The following is a 16,253-nucleotide window of genomic DNA, read 5'->3' on the forward strand; positions in this document are numbered from 1 at the left end:
CTGATCCGGACGGATCCGGGGCCGGTGCTACCCGCCAGGGTGGCGCCGGCCCCGCGTCGTGTCCGCACCCCCGGACCACTCGTAGGATGGTCCGGTTCCCACCCCCACTACCGAGGAGGACCCATGGCTGACCCGGCCCGCGCCCGGAAGGTCGCAGAGCGGATCAAGGTGCTCGTGGCCCAGGGCCTGGAGACACTCGTCAAGGACCCGTCGCTGGGATTCGTCACGATCACCGAGGTGCGTGTCACCGGTGACCTCCAGAACGCCACGGTGTTCTACACCGTGCTGGGTGGGGAGGAGCAGCGCGCGACGACGGCCGAGGTCCTGGAGACCTATCGCGGTCGGCTGCGCTCCCACGTCGGCAAGGGCCTGGGAATCCGGCTGACCCCCACCCTGGATTTCATCCTGGACGCGCTCCCCGAGGACGCCGCCCACCTCGACGAGGTGATGCGTCAGGCCCAGGAGAGGGACGCCCAGTTGGCAGCCTCTCGCGAGCGAGCCGCCTACGCCGGGGACGCCGACCCCTACCGCAAGCCGCGCCCGGCGGCCGATGAGGCCCCCGCCGAGGACAATGCCGGGGAGTTGCGTGCCGACGGCTCCTGAACCGGCCGGCGACGGGCTGCTGCTGATCGACAAGCCGTCCGGGTGGACCAGCCACGACGTGGTCGGGCGCAGTCGACGGTTGTGCGGGACCCGCCGGGTCGGTCACGCCGGCACCCTCGATCCGATGGCGACGGGCCTGTTGGTCCTCGGGGTGAACCGGGCGACCAAGTTGCTCACCTTCCTGGTGGGGGCGGACAAGACCTACACCGCCACCATCCGGCTCGGTCAGCGCACGGTCACCGACGACGCCGAGGGCGAGGTGACCCAGGTGGCCGACGCCGGCCAGGTCGACGACGAGGCGGTGGCGGGCGCCGTGGCCGCCCTCACCGGCCCCATCGCCCAAGTGCCCAGCGCCGTCAGCGCGATCAAGGTCGACGGTCGCCGGTCCTACGCCCGGGTCCGCGCCGGTGAGGAGGTCGACCTGCCGGCGCGCCCGGTCACGGTGCACCGGTTCACCGTGCACGACCGGCGCCGGGGCGCCGGAGGTGACGGCACGACCTACCTCGACCTCGACGTGACGGTCGAGGTGAGCTCGGGCACCTATGTGCGGGCCCTGGCCCGTGACCTGGGGGAATCCCTGGGGGTCGGCGGCCACCTCACCGCCCTACGCCGGACCACGGTCGGCGGCTACACCCTGGACCAGGCCCTGACGCTGGACCGGTTGGCCGAGGACGGCGCTGGCACCCACCTGGTCCCGCTCGCCCACGCCGCCGCGGCCGCGTTCGCCACCCGGGACCTGTCCGAGGAGGAGGCGCGGGCCCTGGGGTACGGCCAGCGGATCCCCGCGGCCCTCCCGGGCAGGACCGGCCCGGTCGCGGCCCTCGGACCCGACGGGACACTGGTCGCCATGCTCGACGAGACGGCACCGCAGGCGCGCAGCCTCGTGGTGTTCGCCGCCCGTTAGAGTGACCGCCGTGCATCGCTGGAGCTCCCTGGAGGACATCCCCGACGACTTCGGCCCCAGCGTGGTGACCCTGGGCAACTTCGACGGCGTCCACCGCGGCCACCTGGCCGTGCTGTCCCGGGTCAGGGATCTGGCGCACGGGCGCGGCGCCAGCGCAGTCGCGGTCACCTTCGAACCGCACCCGCTCGCCGTCCTGCACCCCGAACGGGCCCCGGAGCGCATCACCGGGCCCGAGCACCGGCTGGACCTGCTGGCCGGGTCCGGGCTGGACGCTACGCTCGTGCTGGAGTTCACCCGGGAATTCGCCCAGCTGACCCCGGAGGAGTTCGTCCGCCAGGTCTTCGTCGAGGCGCTGCACGCCGAGGTCGTGGTCGTGGGCGTGGACACCCGGTTCGGCGTGCGCAACTCCGGTGACGTCGAGACGATGCGGGAGTTGGGCCGACAGCACGACTTTCAGGTGGTGACCCTGGAGCCCGTCGGGGGGCCCGGGGTCGGGGCCACCCGCGCCTGGTCCTCTACCCGGCTGCGCCAGGCGCTGGCCGAGGGCGACGTGGCGGCCGCGGCCGACATCCTGGGACGGCCGCACCGGGTCAGCGGGGCCGTGGTCCACGGTCACCACCGTGGTCGCGAGCTCGGGTACCCCACCGCCAACCTGGCACCGGAGAGTGAGGGCCTGGTGCCGGCCGACGGTGTGTATGCCGGGTGGCTGGAGCGTCCGGATCTGCCGCCGAGACATCCGGACCGTCGAATGCCGGCCGCGATCTCGGTCGGTACCAACCCGACGTTCGACGACGTCCTGGTCCGCACCGTGGAGGCCTACGTCCTGGACCGGGACGACCTCGACCTGTATGACGAGGTGGTGGCCGTGGACTTCGTGTCGCGGCTCCGCGGGAACCTGAAGTTCGCCTCCGTGGCGGACCTGCTGGAGCAGATGGGCCGCGACGTCGCCGTGAGCCGCTCGCTGCTCCAGCAGTGACGTGCGGTACCTGCGGGCCGACTGGGGCCTGTACGTCGCCGCCCTGGGACTGTCCCTGGTCGGCGCGGTCCTGGTCTGGTCGGCCACGCACCACCAGGTGGGCCCGGCCCTGGCCGTCCGGCACCTGGTCAACGCCGGCATCGGCCTGACCCTCGCGCTGCTGCTGGTGCGGACGGACGTGCGGTGGGTGCGGGCCGCCGCGCCCTGGGTCTATCTGGCTGGGCTGGGCGGGTTGCTCCTGGTCCTCTCGCCCCTCGGGGTCACCGTCAACGGGAGCCGGTCCTGGATCCACCTGCCCGGTGGCTTCTCCCTGCAACCGGCAGAACTGTCCAAGATCGCCCTGGTCATCGGGTTGGCGATGATCCTGGCCGAAGGACGGGACCGGCACCGGCCTCCCACCTGGCGGGAGGTGCTCCCCGCCTGGGTGCTGGCCGCGATACCGATCGGGCTGATCCTGCTGCAACCCGACCTGGGGACGGCCCTGGTCCTGGGGTTCCTCGCCGTCGGGGTGGTCGCCGCCTCGGGTGCGGCCCCGGGCTGGACGGTGGCGGCGGTGCTGGGCGCGGCGGGCGCCGTCTGGGCGGCGCTGGCCGTCCCGCTGTTGGACGGCTACCAGGTCGACCGTCTGCTCGCCTTCCTCGATCCAGAGTTGGACCCTGAGGGGATCGGGTACCAGACCCGCCAGGTCCGCCTCGCGATCGGCTCCGGGGGCTGGCAGGGCGCGGGACTGGGCGAGGGCCTGCAGACGCAGGGTGGGTTTGTCCCTTACCAGTACACCGACTTCATCTTCTCCGTGGCGGGCGAGGAACTGGGGTTCTGGGGCAGCGCGGGGCTCGTGGTCCTGCTGGGGTTCCTGATCCTGCGGGCCCTGTGGATCGGGGTGCGCACCGAGGACCGGTTCGCCCGGTTGGTCGCGGTCGGCGTGGCCTCCTGGTTCGCCTTCCAGACCTTCCAGAACATCGGGATGAACCTCGGGCTGATGCCGGTGACCGGGCTGCCGCTGCCGTTCCTGTCCTACGGCGGTTCCTCGATGTTCGCCTGCTGGTTGGCGGTCGGGCTGCTGGCGAGCGCGCAGAATACTCCTCACCGGAGATAACCGACGGGTAACACCCTGCGGGTCGGCCTGTTCAGGCCGTGCCCCATCTGACACCATCAGCCGCACAGGACCGACAAAGGAGTGGTTATGGCCCGTGCCGTGAGGGATGAGAAGTACGACCAGGCGGTGATCGACGACCGAGCCCCCAGCGTGGGGCACCTGTTCCGCGACAGGGTCGCGGCCTCGGCGGGGGAGGAGGCCTACCGCTTCCCGGTCGGTGAGGACTGGCGCTCACTGACCTGGCAGGAGGCGGCGGACCGTGCCTACGCCCTGGCAGCCGGGCTGGCCGACCTCGGGGTGGCGGAGGAGGAAAGGGTGGCGTTGGCCAGCTCCACCCGCCTGGAGTGGGTGCTGGCCGACCTCGCCGTGATGTGTGCCGGTGCGGCGACCACCACCATCTATCCCACGACGCTGGCCGGTGACGTCGCCTACATCGTGACGGACTCCGGCAGCGGGGTCGTCATCGCCGAGGACGCGACCCAGGTGGCCAAGCTGCAGGACAGCGGGCATGACCTGCCGGACCTGCGCGCGATCGTGGTGATCGACGGAGAGGGTGACGGGGACACCGTGATCTCCTTCGCCGAGCTGGAGGAGCGCGGCCGGGCCCGTCTTGCGCAGGAGCCGGACCTGATCAACGAGCGGATCGACCGACTCACCCCGGACCACCTGGCGACCATCATCTACACCTCCGGCACGACGGGACGCCCCAAGGGCGTGCGCCTGCCGCACTCGGCGTGGACCTACGAGGCGGCGGCGGTCGATGCCATCAAGATCCTCGACTCCAACGACCTGCAGTACCTGTGGCTGCCGCTGGCCCACGTCTTCGGCAAGGTGCTGCTGGTGCTGCCCCTGCAGATCGGGTTCCCCACGGCGGTGGACGGTCGGGTCGACAAGATCGTGGACAACCTGGCGGTCGTCAAGCCCACGTTCATGGGGGCCGCCCCGCGCATCTTCGAGAAGGCCTACGGGCGGATCACCACCATGATCGCGGAGGAGGGCGGGGTCAAGGCCAAGCTCTTCGGCTGGGCCTTCGGTGTGGGCGGCAAGGCCGCCGACGCCCGGCTGGCCGACGAGTCGGGCGGCGGTCTGCTGGGGGTCCAGCACGCGCTCGCGGACAAGTTGGTGCTCAGCAAGATCCGGGAACGGTTCGGCGGTCGGATCCGCTTCTTCATCTCCGGGTCCGCGGCCCTGAACCAGGACGTCGCCCGGTGGTTCGACTCCGCGGGGCTGCTGATCCTCGAGGGCTACGGTCTCACCGAGACCAGCGCCGCCAGCTTCGTGAACCGCCCGATCCAGGGCAGCTACCAGTTCGGCAGCGTCGGCTGGCCGCTCCCGGGCACCGAGGTCAAGATCGCCGACGACGGCGAGATCCTACTGCGTGGCCCCGGGGTCACCGCCGGCTACCACGGCCTCGACGAGGTGACGCGCGAGTCCCTCGACGAGGAGAAGTGGTTCCACACCGGTGACATCGGCGAGCTCGACGACAACGGCTTCCTGCGGATCACCGACCGCAAAAAGGACCTGTTCAAGACCTCGGGTGGCAAGTACGTCGCACCCTCGGCGATCGAGTCGATGTTCAAGGGCATCTGCCCCTACGCCAGCCAACTGGTCATCGAGGGTGACGGCCGCAACTTCGTCTCGGCACTGATCACCCTGGACCCGGACTCCATCCAGGGGTGGGCCGAGCACCAGGGCATGGCGGGCAAGTCGTATGCCGAGATCGTGGGCTCCCCGGAGGCCCGCGAGATGGTGCAGGGCTACGTGGACGAGCTGAACAGCAAGCTGAACCGCTGGGAGCAGGTGAAACAGTTCATCATCCTGGACCACGACCTCACCATCGAGGACGGTGACCTGACGCCCAGCATGAAGCTCAAGCGCCGGGTGGTCACCAAGAAGTACAAGGACCAGCTGGACAGCCTCTACCAGGGCTGAGACGCAGGCGGGCCCGCGCCCCGGTCGCCGATGTGGCCGGGCCGCGGGCCCTACCCTTGCCCAGGGCCCGGCAGCACCGGCACCGGCCGCTGACGAGGGCAACTACGCTGTCCCCATGACGGACACCACCCAGCGGACGCCGCTGCCCCCGGGCGCGTCGGTCTACCCGCTGCTGGAGCCGCTCCTGGAGCAGGTCAGCAAGCCCGTGCAGTACGTCGGCGGCGAGTTGAACTCCCAGGTCAAGGACTGGCACGTGGGCGGGCACGGCCCCGAGGGGCAGGAGCTCACCGCGCGCTGGGCACTGATGTACCCCGACGCCTACGAGGTGGGCCTGCCCAACCAGGGCGTGATGATCCTCTACGAGGTCCTCAACGAGCAGCCGGACGTGCTGGCAGAGCGGACGTATGCCGTGTGGCCGGACCTGGAGGAGCGGATGCGCCGCGAGGGGGTCCCACAGTTCACGGTGGACTCCCACAGGGCCGTGCGCGACTTCGACGTGCTGGGCGTCTCCTTCGCCACGGAACTGGGCTACACGAACCTATTGACCGCCCTCGACCTGGCCGGCATCCCGCTGCGGGCGGCCGAGCGTGGCGAGGACGACCCGATCGTGCTGGCCGGGGGGCACGCCGCCTTCAACCCCGAGCCGATCGCCGACTTCCTCGACGCGGCGGTCGTGGGCGACGGGGAGGAGGCCGTGCTGGCGGTGAGCCGGATTATCACCGCCTGGAAGGCCGGGGGACGGCCCGGTGGCAGGACCGGGTTGTTGGAGCGCCTCGCGGCGACGGGTGGTGTCTACGTCCCCGGGTTCTACGAGGTCGAGTACCTCCCGGACGGTCGGATCAAGCGGGTCGTGCCGAACCGCCCCGGCGTGCCGTGGCGGGTGTCCAAGCACACCGTGATGGACCTGGATGCCTGGCCCTACCCGAAGCAGCCGCTGGTGCCGGTCGCCGAGTCGGTGCACGAGCGGATGAGCGTGGAGATCTTCCGCGGGTGCACCCGCGGCTGCCGGTTCTGCCAGGCGGGGATGATCACCCGGCCCGTGCGCGAGCGGTCGATCACCGGCGTCGGGGAGATGGTGCAGCGTGGCCTGGCCGCCACCGGGTACGAGGAGGTGGGGCTGCTCTCGCTCAGCTCGGCGGACCACTCCGAGATCGGCGACATGGCCAAGGGGCTGGCCGACCGCTACGAGGGGACCAACACGGGGCTGTCCCTACCCTCCACCCGGGTCGACGCCTTCAACATCGAGCTGGCCAACGAGCTGACCCGCAACGGACGCCGGTCCGGCCTGACGTTCGCCCCGGAGGGTGGGAGCGAGCGGCTGCGCAAGGTGATCAACAAGATGGTGTCCGAGGAGGACCTGATCCGCACCGTCGCCGCGGCCTACGGGGCCGGCTGGCGCCAGGTGAAGCTCTACTTCATGTGCGGGTTGCCGACCGAGACCGACGACGACGTCCTGCAGATCGCCGAGCTGGCCCGCAAGGTCATTGACACCGGGCGCAAGGTCAGCGGCCGCCGGGACATCCGGTGCACCGTGTCCATCGGTGGCTTCGTCCCCAAGCCCCACACGCCGTTCCAGTGGGCCGCCCAGCTGGGGGCGGAGGACACCGATGCCCGGCTGCTCAAGCTCCGGGAGGCGATCCGTGCTGACCGCCGCTACAGCTCCGCGATCGGGTTCCGCTACCACGACGGCAAGCCCGGGATCGTCGAGGGGCTGCTCTCCCGGGGCGACCGACGCCTCGCCCCGGTCATCGAGCAGGTGTGGCGCGACGGTGCCCGGTTCGACGGCTGGAGCGAGCACTTCTCCTACGAGCGCTGGATGGCTGCGGCCGATCGGGCCCTGTCCGGTGAGGCCGTCGACGTGGCGTGGTTCACGACCCGCGAGCGGGAGGAGGCCGAGGTGCTCCCGTGGGACCACCTCGACTCCGGGCTGGACAAGGAGTGGCTCTGGGAGGACTGGCTGGATGCTCTCGACGAGAACGAGGTCGAGGACTGCCGGTGGACGCCCTGCTTCGACTGTGGAGTCTGCCCTCAGATGAACACCGAGATCCAGATCGGGCCCACCGGCAAGAAGCTGCTGCCGCTCCGTGTCGTCTGAGCCGGGCCGGGTGCGGCGCTAGTCAGCCGGGGGCTGGAAGAGGAGGGCGATCCCGGTGCCCTCCATCGTGACGACCGTGAGCATGGCCTTCTGGCCGTCCCGCTCCCAGGTGCGCCCCAGCGAGCGGGCGATGGCGGCGTCCGGGTCGGCCTCCCACCCGTCGGCGGTGAACGCCGCGTCGTAGTGGGCGATGACGGCGCTCTTGTCGCTGTCGGTCAACTCCAGGAGCCGCTCCGGGCCGACCCACGTGCCGGACATCTCCGCGGCCGAGAGCAGGATCGTGTCGAGCTGGGTCTCGATCGTGGGGGCGTTCAACGGCTCGGTGCCTGGCGGGTCGGGGGGCCACTCGACCGGGTCCTGCGAGGACGCGTCGGAGGTGGAGCAGCCGGCCAGCGCCAGCGTGCCGGCCAGGGCCACGGCGATGAGGGGGGTCCGCATGACCAAGGGACGCTACCGCGCCGGCGCCGGTTCCCCGGCGCCGGGCGATGACGTCAGATGACGCGGGTGGTGAGCACGCCGTCGATGCCGCGGATCTTGTCCACGATCTCGCTCGGCAGCGGTCCCTCTACGTCGATGATCGTGTAGGCCAGCTCGCCACGGGACTTGTTGAGCAGCTCCACGATGTTCAGGTCCGACTGGGCCAGCAGGGTCGAGATCTGGCCGACCATGTTGGGGACGTTGCTGTTGGCGATGGCCAGGCGGCTGACCGAGTCACCGTGCCCGTTGCGGGGCAGCCGGGCGTTGGGGAAGTTCACGCTGTTGCGGATGGTGCCGTCCTCGAGGTACTCCCGCAGCTGGTCGGCCGCCATCACCGCACAGTTCTCCTCGGCCTCGCCGGTGGAGGCGCCCAGGTGCGGCAGCGCCACGACCTTGGGGTGGGCGTTCAGCGAGGCCGACGGGAAGTCGCAGACGTAGGCGCGCAGCCGCCCGTCGTCGAGCGCCGACAGCACGGCGGCCTCGTCGACGATGCCGCCCCGGGCGAAGTTCAGCAGGACGGGGGAGGGCTTCATCATGCCCAGCCGCTCCGCGTCGACCAGGCCCTTGGTGCCCTCGACGAGCGGCACGTGCACGGTGATCGCGTCGGACCGGCTGAAGAGGTCGTCCAGGGACGTCGCCTGCTCCACCTCGGCCGACAGCTGCCACGCGCGGTCCACCGTGAGCTGCGGGTCGTATCCGAGCACCTTCATGCCCAGGGCGTGGGCCGCGTTGGCCACGAGCACCCCGATGGCGCCCAGACCGATCACGCCGAGGGTGCGACCGGGCAGCTCGAACCCGGCGAACTGCTTCTTGCCGGCCTCGACCGCCGTGTTGATCTCGCTGTCGTCACCGGACAGCTCGTGGGCGAAGGCCCAGGCCGGGACGATGTTGCGGGCCGCCAGGAGCAGGCCCGCCAGGACCAACTCCTTGACCGCGTTGGCGTTCGCCCCCGGGGTGTTGAAGACCGGGATGCCGCGGGCGCTCAGCTCGGGGATGGGGATGTTGTTGGTGCCGGCCCCGGCCCGGGCCACCGCCAGGACGGAGTCCGGGATGGGGCGGGAGTGCAGGTCCGCCGAGCGCAGCAGCAGTGCGTCGGGGTCGGCGAGGTCGTTGCCGACCTGGTAGCCGTCGCGGGGGAAGCGGCCCAGCCCAATCGGGCTGATGGCGTTGAGGGTCTGGATGCGGTGCGTCATGGTCGTGTGTGGCGCGACGGCTCAGCCGTGGGTGCGCTCGAACTCCTTCATGAAGTCGATGAGGGCGTCGACGCCCTCCATGGGCATGGCGTTGTAGATGCTGGCCCGCATGCCACCGACGGAACGGTGACCGGCGAGGTTGGTGAGGCCGCGGTCGGAGGCCTGCGCCAGGAAGGTCGGGTCCAGGCTGTCGTCGGCCAGGATGAAGGGCACGTTCATCCACGACCTGGAGTCCGGGCGGACCGGGTTGCGGTAGAAGTCGGAGCCGTCGATCGCGGCATACAGCTTCTCGGCCTTGGCCCGGTTCTGCTCACCCATAGCGGCCAGCCCCCCCTGGGCCTTGAGCCACCGCAGGATGAGCCCGAGCAGGTAGATGCCGTAGGTCGGTGGCGTGTTGAGCATCGACCCCGCCTCGGCCATGGCCTGGTAGTCCCAGACGGAGGGCGTCTGGGGGCGCGCCCTGCCGACCAGGTCGTCGCGCACGACGGCCAGGCACAACCCGGCCGGGCCCATGTTCTTCTGGGCGCCGCCGTAGATCAGCCCGAACTGCGAGACGTCGATCGGCCGGGACAGGATCGTGGAGGACATGTCGGCCACCAGGGGCACGTCGCCGGTGTCGGGGATGTAGCCGAACTCGACCCCGCCGATGGTCTCGTTGGGGGTGTAGTGCAGGTATGCCGATCCCTGGCTAGGTCGGACAGCCGCGGCGTCGGGTGTGGTCGTGTAGTTGCTGGCTGCCTCGTCGGCCACCACGGTGACGTGGGCGTACTTCTTGGCCTCGCCGATGGCCTTCTTGGACCAGGAGCCGGTGTTCACGTAGTCGACCGTGTCGCCCTCGGCGGACAGGTTGAGCGGGATGCCGGCGAACTGGCCGGTCGCGCCGCCCTGCAGGAAGAGCACCTGGTAGCCGTCGGGCACTGCCAACAGCTCCCGCATCAGGGACTCGGCCTCCTCGGCCGCGGCGACGAACTCCTTGCTCCGGTGGCTGACCTCCATCACGGACATCCCGGAACTGCTCCAGTCGGACATCTCGGCGGAAGCCTGCTCGAGGACCTCCAGCGGCATGGTTGCCGGACCTGCGGAGAAGTTGTGAACGCGCACAGTTGACCCACCTGGGATGAGACGTCGGTTGTCTGGACCGGACACCCCGGCCCGGCCCCCATCTTCGCACTACCACGGAGTACCCATGACCACACGGGACGTGATCCGTGACTCACTGCGAGCCGTTGTAACCTGCGTGCCCATGACTGCCGTGCACCCCCTGTCCCGTGCCTGGATCACCACCGGCGGGACGGGCGCCCGCAACTACGACGAGTTCGCGGACGAGACCGAGATCACCGAGATCCTTTCCGCGACACCGCACAGTGCCCTTGGAGTGGAGATGCCGCACCGGGCTCCCGACAGTGCCGGCCGCAGTTTCGCCGAGGCGCTCCCGCAGGCGGTGGAGCGCCTCGCGGCGGCGAAGGAGGCCGGGGGCTACCGGTCCGAGCACGATGTCGTCGTGCTCTACCGCATCACCGACCCCGCCACGGGGACGGCGGCGCACGGACTCTTCGCCATGGTCGACACCGCCGAGATCTCCACCAGCGCCGACGAACCCGGCCGGGTGATCCGCAACGAGGACGTCTTCCTGGAGAAGGTGCGCGAGCGGGTCGCGCTCATCGAGGCCACCGGGCACCTGCTCTCGCCCGTCCTGCTGATGCAGACCGAGCACGGGCCCGAGCTGGAGGAGGCGCTCGCCCAGGCGGTGCCCGGCCTGGGGGAGCCCGCGGCCACGGACACCGACCACGTGGGGCGCACCCACGAGGTGTGGCCCGTGCCCGCCGGTGACCTGGCCGACCGGCTGACCGCGTTGGCCGGGACCGGGGAGCTGGTGGTGGCGGACGGCAACCACCGCAGTCTCGCCGCCCAGACGGGGGGCCTGGAGCGGTTCCTGGCCGTGGTCACCACTCCCGGCTCGCTGTCGCTCCTGCCCTACCACCGGCTGGTCGCCGAGCTGTCGGTCGCCCCGGTGGACCTGCGCGCCCGGTTGGAGCAGGCCGGGGCGGTCGTGGAACCGGTGGCCGACGTCACGAACGAACCGCTGACTCCCGGGACGGTCCTGCTGTATGCCGAGGGTGGCGCCGTGGCCGTGCGGCTGCCCGCAGCCGAAGAGGCCTCCGTGGTGGACCGGTTGGACCACGCGCTCGTCGAGCGGGTCCTGTTCGAGGACATCCTGGGACTGGACGCGGGCGACCCGCGGATCCGCTACATCGGCGGGGACTACCCGGTCGACTGGCTGGTCGGCCAGGTCGATGCCGGCGCTGCTGCCCTGGCCGTGCTGATTGCCCCGGTCACCGTCGAGGACTTCGTGAAGGTCAACCTGGCCCGGCAGAAGATGCCCCGCAAGAGCACCTGGTTCATCCCGAAGTCGCGGGCGGGCTTGGTCCTGGCCGAGTTGGGCGACCCGGTCGTGGCGCCGGCCGCCGGGCGGGCGGATGTCCAGACGCGTTCCTGAGGGGCCGCCGCCGGAGCCGGTCGCCCAGAAGGTCCGAGTCGAGTACGCCAAGCGCGGCCGGATGCGCTTCACCTCCACCCGCGACTTCCAGCGTGCCGTGGAGCGTGCGGTGCGCCGGGCCGGTGTGCCGATGGCCTACTCGGCCGGCTTCCACCCCCACCCCAAGATCAGCTACGCGAACGCGGCACCGACCGGGACGGCCAGCGAAGCCGAGTATGTCGAGCTGTCACTGACCCGTGAGATGGCACCCGCGGAGCTGGCCGCCGCGCTCGACGCGGCCCTTCCCGACGGCCTGGACGTCCTCCGGGTGGTCCCGGCGCAACCGGGCTCGCTGGCCGAACGGCTCACTGCGAGCCGCTGGAGGCTCGCCTTCCCCGGGACCCCGCACACGCTCTTGGAGCCGTTGCTCGGCGCCTTCCTGGGCAGGGACCGGGTCGAGGTGACCCGGATGATGAAGCAGGGGCCGCGCCAGCTCGACGTGCGGGAGCCCGTGCTGGACGGCTCGGTGCGGGACGAGGACGGGACCGCGGTGCTCGAGGTGACCCTGCGGCATACCACCCCGACCGTGCGTCCCGAGGAGATCCTGGCGGCGCTGGCGCGCGAGACGGACACGCCGTTGCCGCGCTCGGTCAGCACCCGGCTGGCCCAGGGAGTGCTCGGCGAGGGCGGCGAACTGCACGACCCCCTGGGCGACTGACCTCGGGGATCACGGCCCGGGGTGGTCCGGTGTGCGATACTCGGTGACGGTTGCGAGGCAGGACCACACCCACCCCGCGACCCGACGACATCCCCGCCCCGCTGTGCGGCACCAGAAGCCGGCACGCGAAGCGAGACCATCACGGTCAGCCCGGATGCGCCGGCCCCGGTCCGGTGACGCGCGAGCCGCGCGAGCCGCCCGGTGCACAGGACGACTTCCGTCCGCTCGCAGATGACGAGCGGGACGACGACCCGCGGCAAGCCGCGAGACGGGCCGAGTGCCCAGGTGTGGGTCTCGCAGCCTGCCCTGAGAGGACACCCGATGGTCTCCACGGACGACCACAGCAACGACGCAACCCCCGCCGAGGAACCGACAGCAGCAGGCTCCACCCCGAGCCTCTTCTCCCACGGGGGGACCCCGGCGCCGGTGACCCCGGCCAAGGCCGAGGCCGAGCCGGATCCCGAGGAGGAGCAGGAGGCCGTCGAGACCGCCGAGGCGACACCGCCGTCCTTCGGGCTGCTGTTCCAGGCTCCCGACCTGTCCAGTGTCCCTGCCCGGCCGCGCAAGCAGCGCGCGTCGGACCAGGAGCAGGGGGAGCCGGACGCTGCCCGGGACGAGGAGTCCGACGACCAGCGGTCGGGCGGTGCCAGGGGTGAGGACGCCGAGGGCGGGGCCGACGACGACGAGGGCCAGGGTGGGCGCCGGCGGCGCCGCCGCGGTGGCAAGGGTCGCCGGGGCCGGTCGGACTCCGAGGGGGAGACGGCGCAGGACGACGGCGACGAGGCGCCGGGCGCCGGTGGGGGAGAAGCCAAGGCAGACAAGCAGGGCGGCAAGCAGGGCAAGGGCAAGAAGGGGCAGGACGCCAAGGGCGACCAGGACGCCAAGGAGTCCAAGGACGCCGAGTCCGGCTCGGAGGAGCAGGGATCCGGCGACGACGAGGACGGCTCCGGGAGCAGTCGGCGCCGCCGGCGCCGCCGGCGTGGCGAGGAGCCCGAGGGCGGCGGACGCAACCGGGGCGCGCGCTCCCGCAGCGCCCAGGACGAGGTGTCGGGCGTCCGCGGTTCCACCCGGCTGGAGGCCAAGCGGCAGCGCCGCAGGGAGGGCCGGGAGGCAGGCCGGCGCCGGACCATCATCACCGAGGCCGAGTTCCTCGCCCGCAGGGAGAGCGTCGAGCGGACCATGGTGGTGCGGGGCCTGGAGGACCGCACCCAGATCGGCGTGCTCGAGGACGGGGTCCTGGTGGAGCACTACGTGTCCCGCTCGACCCAGACCACCATGGTCGGCAACGTCTATCTGGGCCGCGTGCAGAACGTGCTGCCGAGCATGGAGGCCGCGTTCGTCGACATCGGCAAGGGCCGCAACGCGGTGCTGTATGCCGGGGAGGTCAACTGGGACGCGGCGGGCCTGGACTCCGGGGAGCCGAAGCGGATCGAGAACGCGTTGAAGTCCGGCGAGTCGGTGCTGGTGCAGGTCACCAAGGACCCGATCGGGCACAAGGGTGCCCGCCTCACCTCGCAGGTCTCGCTGCCGGGGCGCTACCTGGTCTACGTCCCGGGCAACTCGATGACTGGCATCTCGCGCAAGCTGCCGGACACGGAGCGGGCCCGGTTGAAGAAGATCCTCAAGGAGGTCGTGCCGCAGGGCGCCGGCGTCATCGTGCGCACTGCCGCGGAGGGCGCCAGCGAGGAGGAGTTGCGCGCCGACGTGGAGCGCCTTACCGGCCTCTGGGAGCGGATCCAGTCCAAGCAGCAGGGTGGCAACGCGCCGGTCCTGCTGCACGGCGAGCCGGACATGACCGTCCGGGTCATCCGGGACGTCTTCAACGAGGACTTCACCAAGCTCGTCGTCTCGGGTGACAAGGCCTGGAACGAGGTCAGCGACTACATCGCCGGGGTGGCCCCCGACCTGGCCGACCGGGTCGAGAAGTGGGAGGGCGAGGGAGACATCTTCACCGCCCACCGGGTCCACGAGGCGCTGGCCAAGGCGATGGACCGCAAGGTGTGGCTGCCCTCCGGCGGCTCGCTGGTGATCGACCGCACAGAGGCGATGACCGTGGTGGACGTCAACACCGGCAAGTTCGTCGGCTCCGGGGGCAACCTGGAGGAGACGGTCACCAAGAACAACATCGAGGCGGCCGAGGAGATCGTGCGCCAACTGCGGCTGCGCGACATCGGCGGCATCATCGTCATCGACTTCATCGACATGGTGCTGGAGAGCAACCGCGACCTGGTGGTGCGCCGGCTGCTGGAGTGCCTGGGCAGGGACCGCACCAAGCACCAGGTGGCGGAGGTCACCAGCCTCGGTCTGGTCCAGATGACCCGCAAGCGGGTGGGTGCCGGGCTGATCGAGGTGTTCTCCGAGCAGTGCAGCCACTGCTCGGGACGCGGCATCGTGGTGCACCCCGAGCCGATCGAGAAGTCCGGGGGCGGCTCCGACAACGGGGGTGGACGGGGCCGCGGGAACGGCGGCCGGGGAGGTCGCGGCGGCGGCAACGGTGGCGGCAACGGCAACCAGGACCGGCAGGGCCGTCCCCAGCCGAACCCCGCCGGACCCACCCCCGCACAGATCGCCGCGGCCGCGCACGCCGCGGCACAGCAGGCCGGTAGCAAGCCGGAGGCTCCGGTGGGCGTCGGGGCGGAGCAGGGCGCCGACGTGACCGGGGCAGCCGAGGCGACCGAGGCGACCGAGGCCCCGGTGCAGCCCGAGGCGGAGACGCTGCCCGCGGTGGAGACGCCGCCGGAGGCCGTCGTCGAGGCGCCGGCCGCGGCACCCCGCAAGCGGGCCCGCCGTGGACGCGTCACCGCGCCGGTCACGGCGCCGTCCGAGCCTGTCGTGGTCGAGGCCCCGGTCCAGGAGCCCTCGGCCCAGGAGTCCCCGGTCGAGGAGAGTCAGGAGCAGCCGGCCCCCGAGCAGGAGGCCCCGGTCGAGGCTTCTGCGGAGCCTGCCGTGGAGGCGCCTCCAGCCGCCCCGGCCAAGCGTCCCCGTACCCGACGGGCACGGGTTGTGGCTCCGGCGGGCCCGCCGTCGGGCGCCCCGGCGGAGAGCACCACCTGAGTTTGGCAGGGGCGTCGTCCGCACGGTAGTCTTGTGCGTCGGCGCGCCCTGTGGCGCCGTTCCGGGACTCCAGGTCCCCGGCCCGGGGCCGAGTCCCACAACAGTCGTAGGAAAGTGAGTTCAACGTGTACGCGATCGTCCGCGCTGGCGGCCGTCAGGAGAAGGTCTCTGTCGGTGACGTCCTCCTGGTCGACAAGGTGAATGCGCAGGCGGGCGAGTCGGTTGACCTCGCGGCGCTGCTGCTGGTCGACGGTGACACCGTCACCTCCGACGCCGACACCCTGGCCAAGGTCAAGGTGACAGCCGAGGTGGTGCAGGCCGCCAAGGGCCCCAAGATCATCATCCAGAAGTACAAGAACAAGACCGGTTACAAGAAGCGGCAGGGCCACCGCCAGCCGCTGACCCAGGTCAAGATCACCGCGATCGACGCCTGAGACCCGACCGAGAAGACCAGAAGGTAGGCACTAGGAATGGCACACAAGAAGGGTGCGTCCTCGACTCGTAACGGTCGGGACTCCAACGCCCAGCGTCTCGGTGTGAAGCGTTTCGGCGGCCAGGTCGTCGGCGCCGGTGAGATCATCGTCCGGCAGCGCGGCACGCACTTCCACCCCGGTGTCGGGGTCGGCCGCGGCAAGGACGACACGCTGTTCGCCCTGGTCGCGGGCACCGTCGAGTTCGGCGCGAAGGGCGGGCGCAAGACCGTCAACGTGGTCGACGCGACCGTCTGAG

14 protein-coding genes are annotated in these 16,253 nt (G+C 71.2%); 11 read left to right on the forward strand and 3 right to left on the reverse strand.

Translation table 11 applies throughout. The annotated features are described in order from the left end of the window. The first annotated feature begins 123 nt into the window (after positions 1-123). The 6 genes from rbfA (at position 124) to AC1QRC_RS10520 (ending at position 7,606) form a co-directional block, all read left to right on the forward strand. On the forward strand, positions 124-603 hold the full coding sequence (gene rbfA / locus AC1QRC_RS10495; RefSeq protein WP_484203273.1) for a 30S ribosome-binding factor RbfA: 480 nt from the start codon (positions 124-126) through the stop codon (positions 601-603). Further along, entirely contained in the window at positions 572-1,507 is a 936-nt protein-coding gene (gene truB, locus AC1QRC_RS10500; protein ID WP_484203274.1) for a tRNA pseudouridine(55) synthase TruB, read from the forward strand. Before rbfA ends, truB begins: the two co-directional genes overlap by 32 nt. A 10-nt stretch (positions 1,508-1,517) precedes the next feature. After that, positions 1,518-2,483 carry a bifunctional riboflavin kinase/FAD synthetase gene (locus AC1QRC_RS10505; protein WP_484203275.1) on the forward strand — a complete coding sequence of 322 codons (966 nt, stop codon included), beginning with the start codon at positions 1,518-1,520 and terminating at the stop codon, positions 2,481-2,483. Between the two features lies 1 nt (position 2,484). Next, the gene (gene rodA / locus AC1QRC_RS10510; RefSeq protein WP_484203276.1) at positions 2,485-3,579 is read left to right on the forward strand and encodes a rod shape-determining protein RodA; all 1,095 of its coding nucleotides are present in this window, start codon (positions 2,485-2,487) and stop codon (positions 3,577-3,579) included. 87 nt (positions 3,580-3,666) lie between these two features. Beyond that, positions 3,667-5,511 carry an AMP-dependent synthetase/ligase gene (locus AC1QRC_RS10515; RefSeq protein WP_484203277.1) on the forward strand — a complete coding sequence of 615 codons (1,845 nt, stop codon included), beginning with the start codon at positions 3,667-3,669 and terminating at the stop codon, positions 5,509-5,511. A gap of 115 nt (positions 5,512-5,626) precedes the next feature. Next, complete coding sequence (locus AC1QRC_RS10520) at positions 5,627-7,606, forward strand: TIGR03960 family B12-binding radical SAM protein (RefSeq protein WP_484203278.1); 1,980 nt, start codon at positions 5,627-5,629, stop codon at positions 7,604-7,606. Positions 7,607-7,624: 18 nt separating this feature from the next. On the opposite strand, the gene AC1QRC_RS10525 is transcribed toward AC1QRC_RS10520, so the two are convergent. The 3 genes from AC1QRC_RS10525 to serC are packed head-to-tail and all read right to left on the reverse strand — an operon-like array spanning position 7,625 to position 10,422. Next, positions 7,625-8,044: a hypothetical protein gene (locus AC1QRC_RS10525; protein ID WP_484203279.1), complete on the reverse strand. Its 420-nt coding sequence runs from the start codon at positions 8,042-8,044 to the stop codon at positions 7,625-7,627. Positions 8,045-8,097: 53 nt separating this feature from the next. Next, a complete protein-coding gene (locus AC1QRC_RS10530) occupies positions 8,098-9,276 on the reverse strand; it encodes a phosphoglycerate dehydrogenase (protein WP_484203280.1) in 1,179 nt (392 codons plus the stop codon). Between the two features lie 21 nt (positions 9,277-9,297). Further along, on the reverse strand, positions 9,298-10,422 hold the full coding sequence (gene serC / locus AC1QRC_RS10535; protein WP_484203281.1) for a 3-phosphoserine/phosphohydroxythreonine transaminase: 1,125 nt from the start codon (positions 10,420-10,422) through the stop codon (positions 9,298-9,300). A gap of 97 nt (positions 10,423-10,519) precedes the next feature. On the opposite strand from serC, the gene AC1QRC_RS10540 reads away from it, so the two are divergent. From AC1QRC_RS10540 to rpmA, 5 genes are all read left to right on the forward strand, one after another. Then, entirely contained in the window at positions 10,520-11,773 is a 1,254-nt protein-coding gene (locus AC1QRC_RS10540) for a DUF1015 family protein (RefSeq protein WP_484203282.1), read from the forward strand. Beyond that, positions 11,754-12,470, forward strand: coding sequence for a TIGR03936 family radical SAM-associated protein (locus AC1QRC_RS10545; RefSeq protein ID WP_484203283.1), 717 nt, complete (start codon positions 11,754-11,756; stop codon positions 12,468-12,470). The genes AC1QRC_RS10540 and AC1QRC_RS10545 overlap by 20 nt, the downstream gene beginning before the upstream one ends. A gap of 321 nt (positions 12,471-12,791) precedes the next feature. Continuing rightward, a complete protein-coding gene (locus AC1QRC_RS10550; protein ID WP_484203284.1) occupies positions 12,792-15,524 on the forward strand; it encodes an Rne/Rng family ribonuclease in 2,733 nt (910 codons plus the stop codon). Positions 15,525-15,649: 125 nt separating this feature from the next. Next, a complete protein-coding gene (gene rplU, locus AC1QRC_RS10555; protein WP_484203285.1) occupies positions 15,650-15,958 on the forward strand; it encodes a 50S ribosomal protein L21 in 309 nt (102 codons plus the stop codon). Between the two features lie 36 nt (positions 15,959-15,994). Beyond that, the gene (gene rpmA / locus AC1QRC_RS10560) at positions 15,995-16,252 is read left to right on the forward strand and encodes a 50S ribosomal protein L27 (RefSeq protein WP_484203286.1); all 258 of its coding nucleotides are present in this window, start codon (positions 15,995-15,997) and stop codon (positions 16,250-16,252) included. Position 16,253: the final 1 nt, after the last annotated feature.

The organism is Ornithinicoccus sp. (assembly GCF_057176825.1).

Bases quoted from the DNA above. Each gene is read 5' to 3' on its own strand.
- rbfA (WP_484203273.1), top strand. From the start codon at position 124: ATGGCTGACCCGGCCCGCGCCCGGAAGGTCGCAGAGCGGATCAAGGTG.
- truB (WP_484203274.1), top strand. From the start codon at position 572: ATGCCGGGGAGTTGCGTGCCGACGGCTCCTGAACCGGCCGGCGACGGG.
- AC1QRC_RS10515 (WP_484203277.1), top strand. From the start codon at position 3,667: ATGGCCCGTGCCGTGAGGGATGAGAAGTACGACCAGGCGGTGATCGAC.
- AC1QRC_RS10520 (WP_484203278.1), top strand. From the start codon at position 5,627: ATGACGGACACCACCCAGCGGACGCCGCTGCCCCCGGGCGCGTCGGTC.
- AC1QRC_RS10525 (WP_484203279.1), bottom strand. From the start codon at position 8,044: ATGCGGACCCCCCTCATCGCCGTGGCCCTGGCCGGCACGCTGGCGCTG.
- AC1QRC_RS10530 (WP_484203280.1), bottom strand. From the start codon at position 9,276: ATGACGCACCGCATCCAGACCCTCAACGCCATCAGCCCGATTGGGCTG.
- AC1QRC_RS10540 (WP_484203282.1), top strand. From the start codon at position 10,520: ATGACTGCCGTGCACCCCCTGTCCCGTGCCTGGATCACCACCGGCGGG.
- AC1QRC_RS10545 (WP_484203283.1), top strand. From the start codon at position 11,754: ATGTCCAGACGCGTTCCTGAGGGGCCGCCGCCGGAGCCGGTCGCCCAG.
- AC1QRC_RS10550 (WP_484203284.1), top strand. From the start codon at position 12,792: ATGGTCTCCACGGACGACCACAGCAACGACGCAACCCCCGCCGAGGAA.
- rpmA (WP_484203286.1), top strand. From the start codon at position 15,995: ATGGCACACAAGAAGGGTGCGTCCTCGACTCGTAACGGTCGGGACTCC.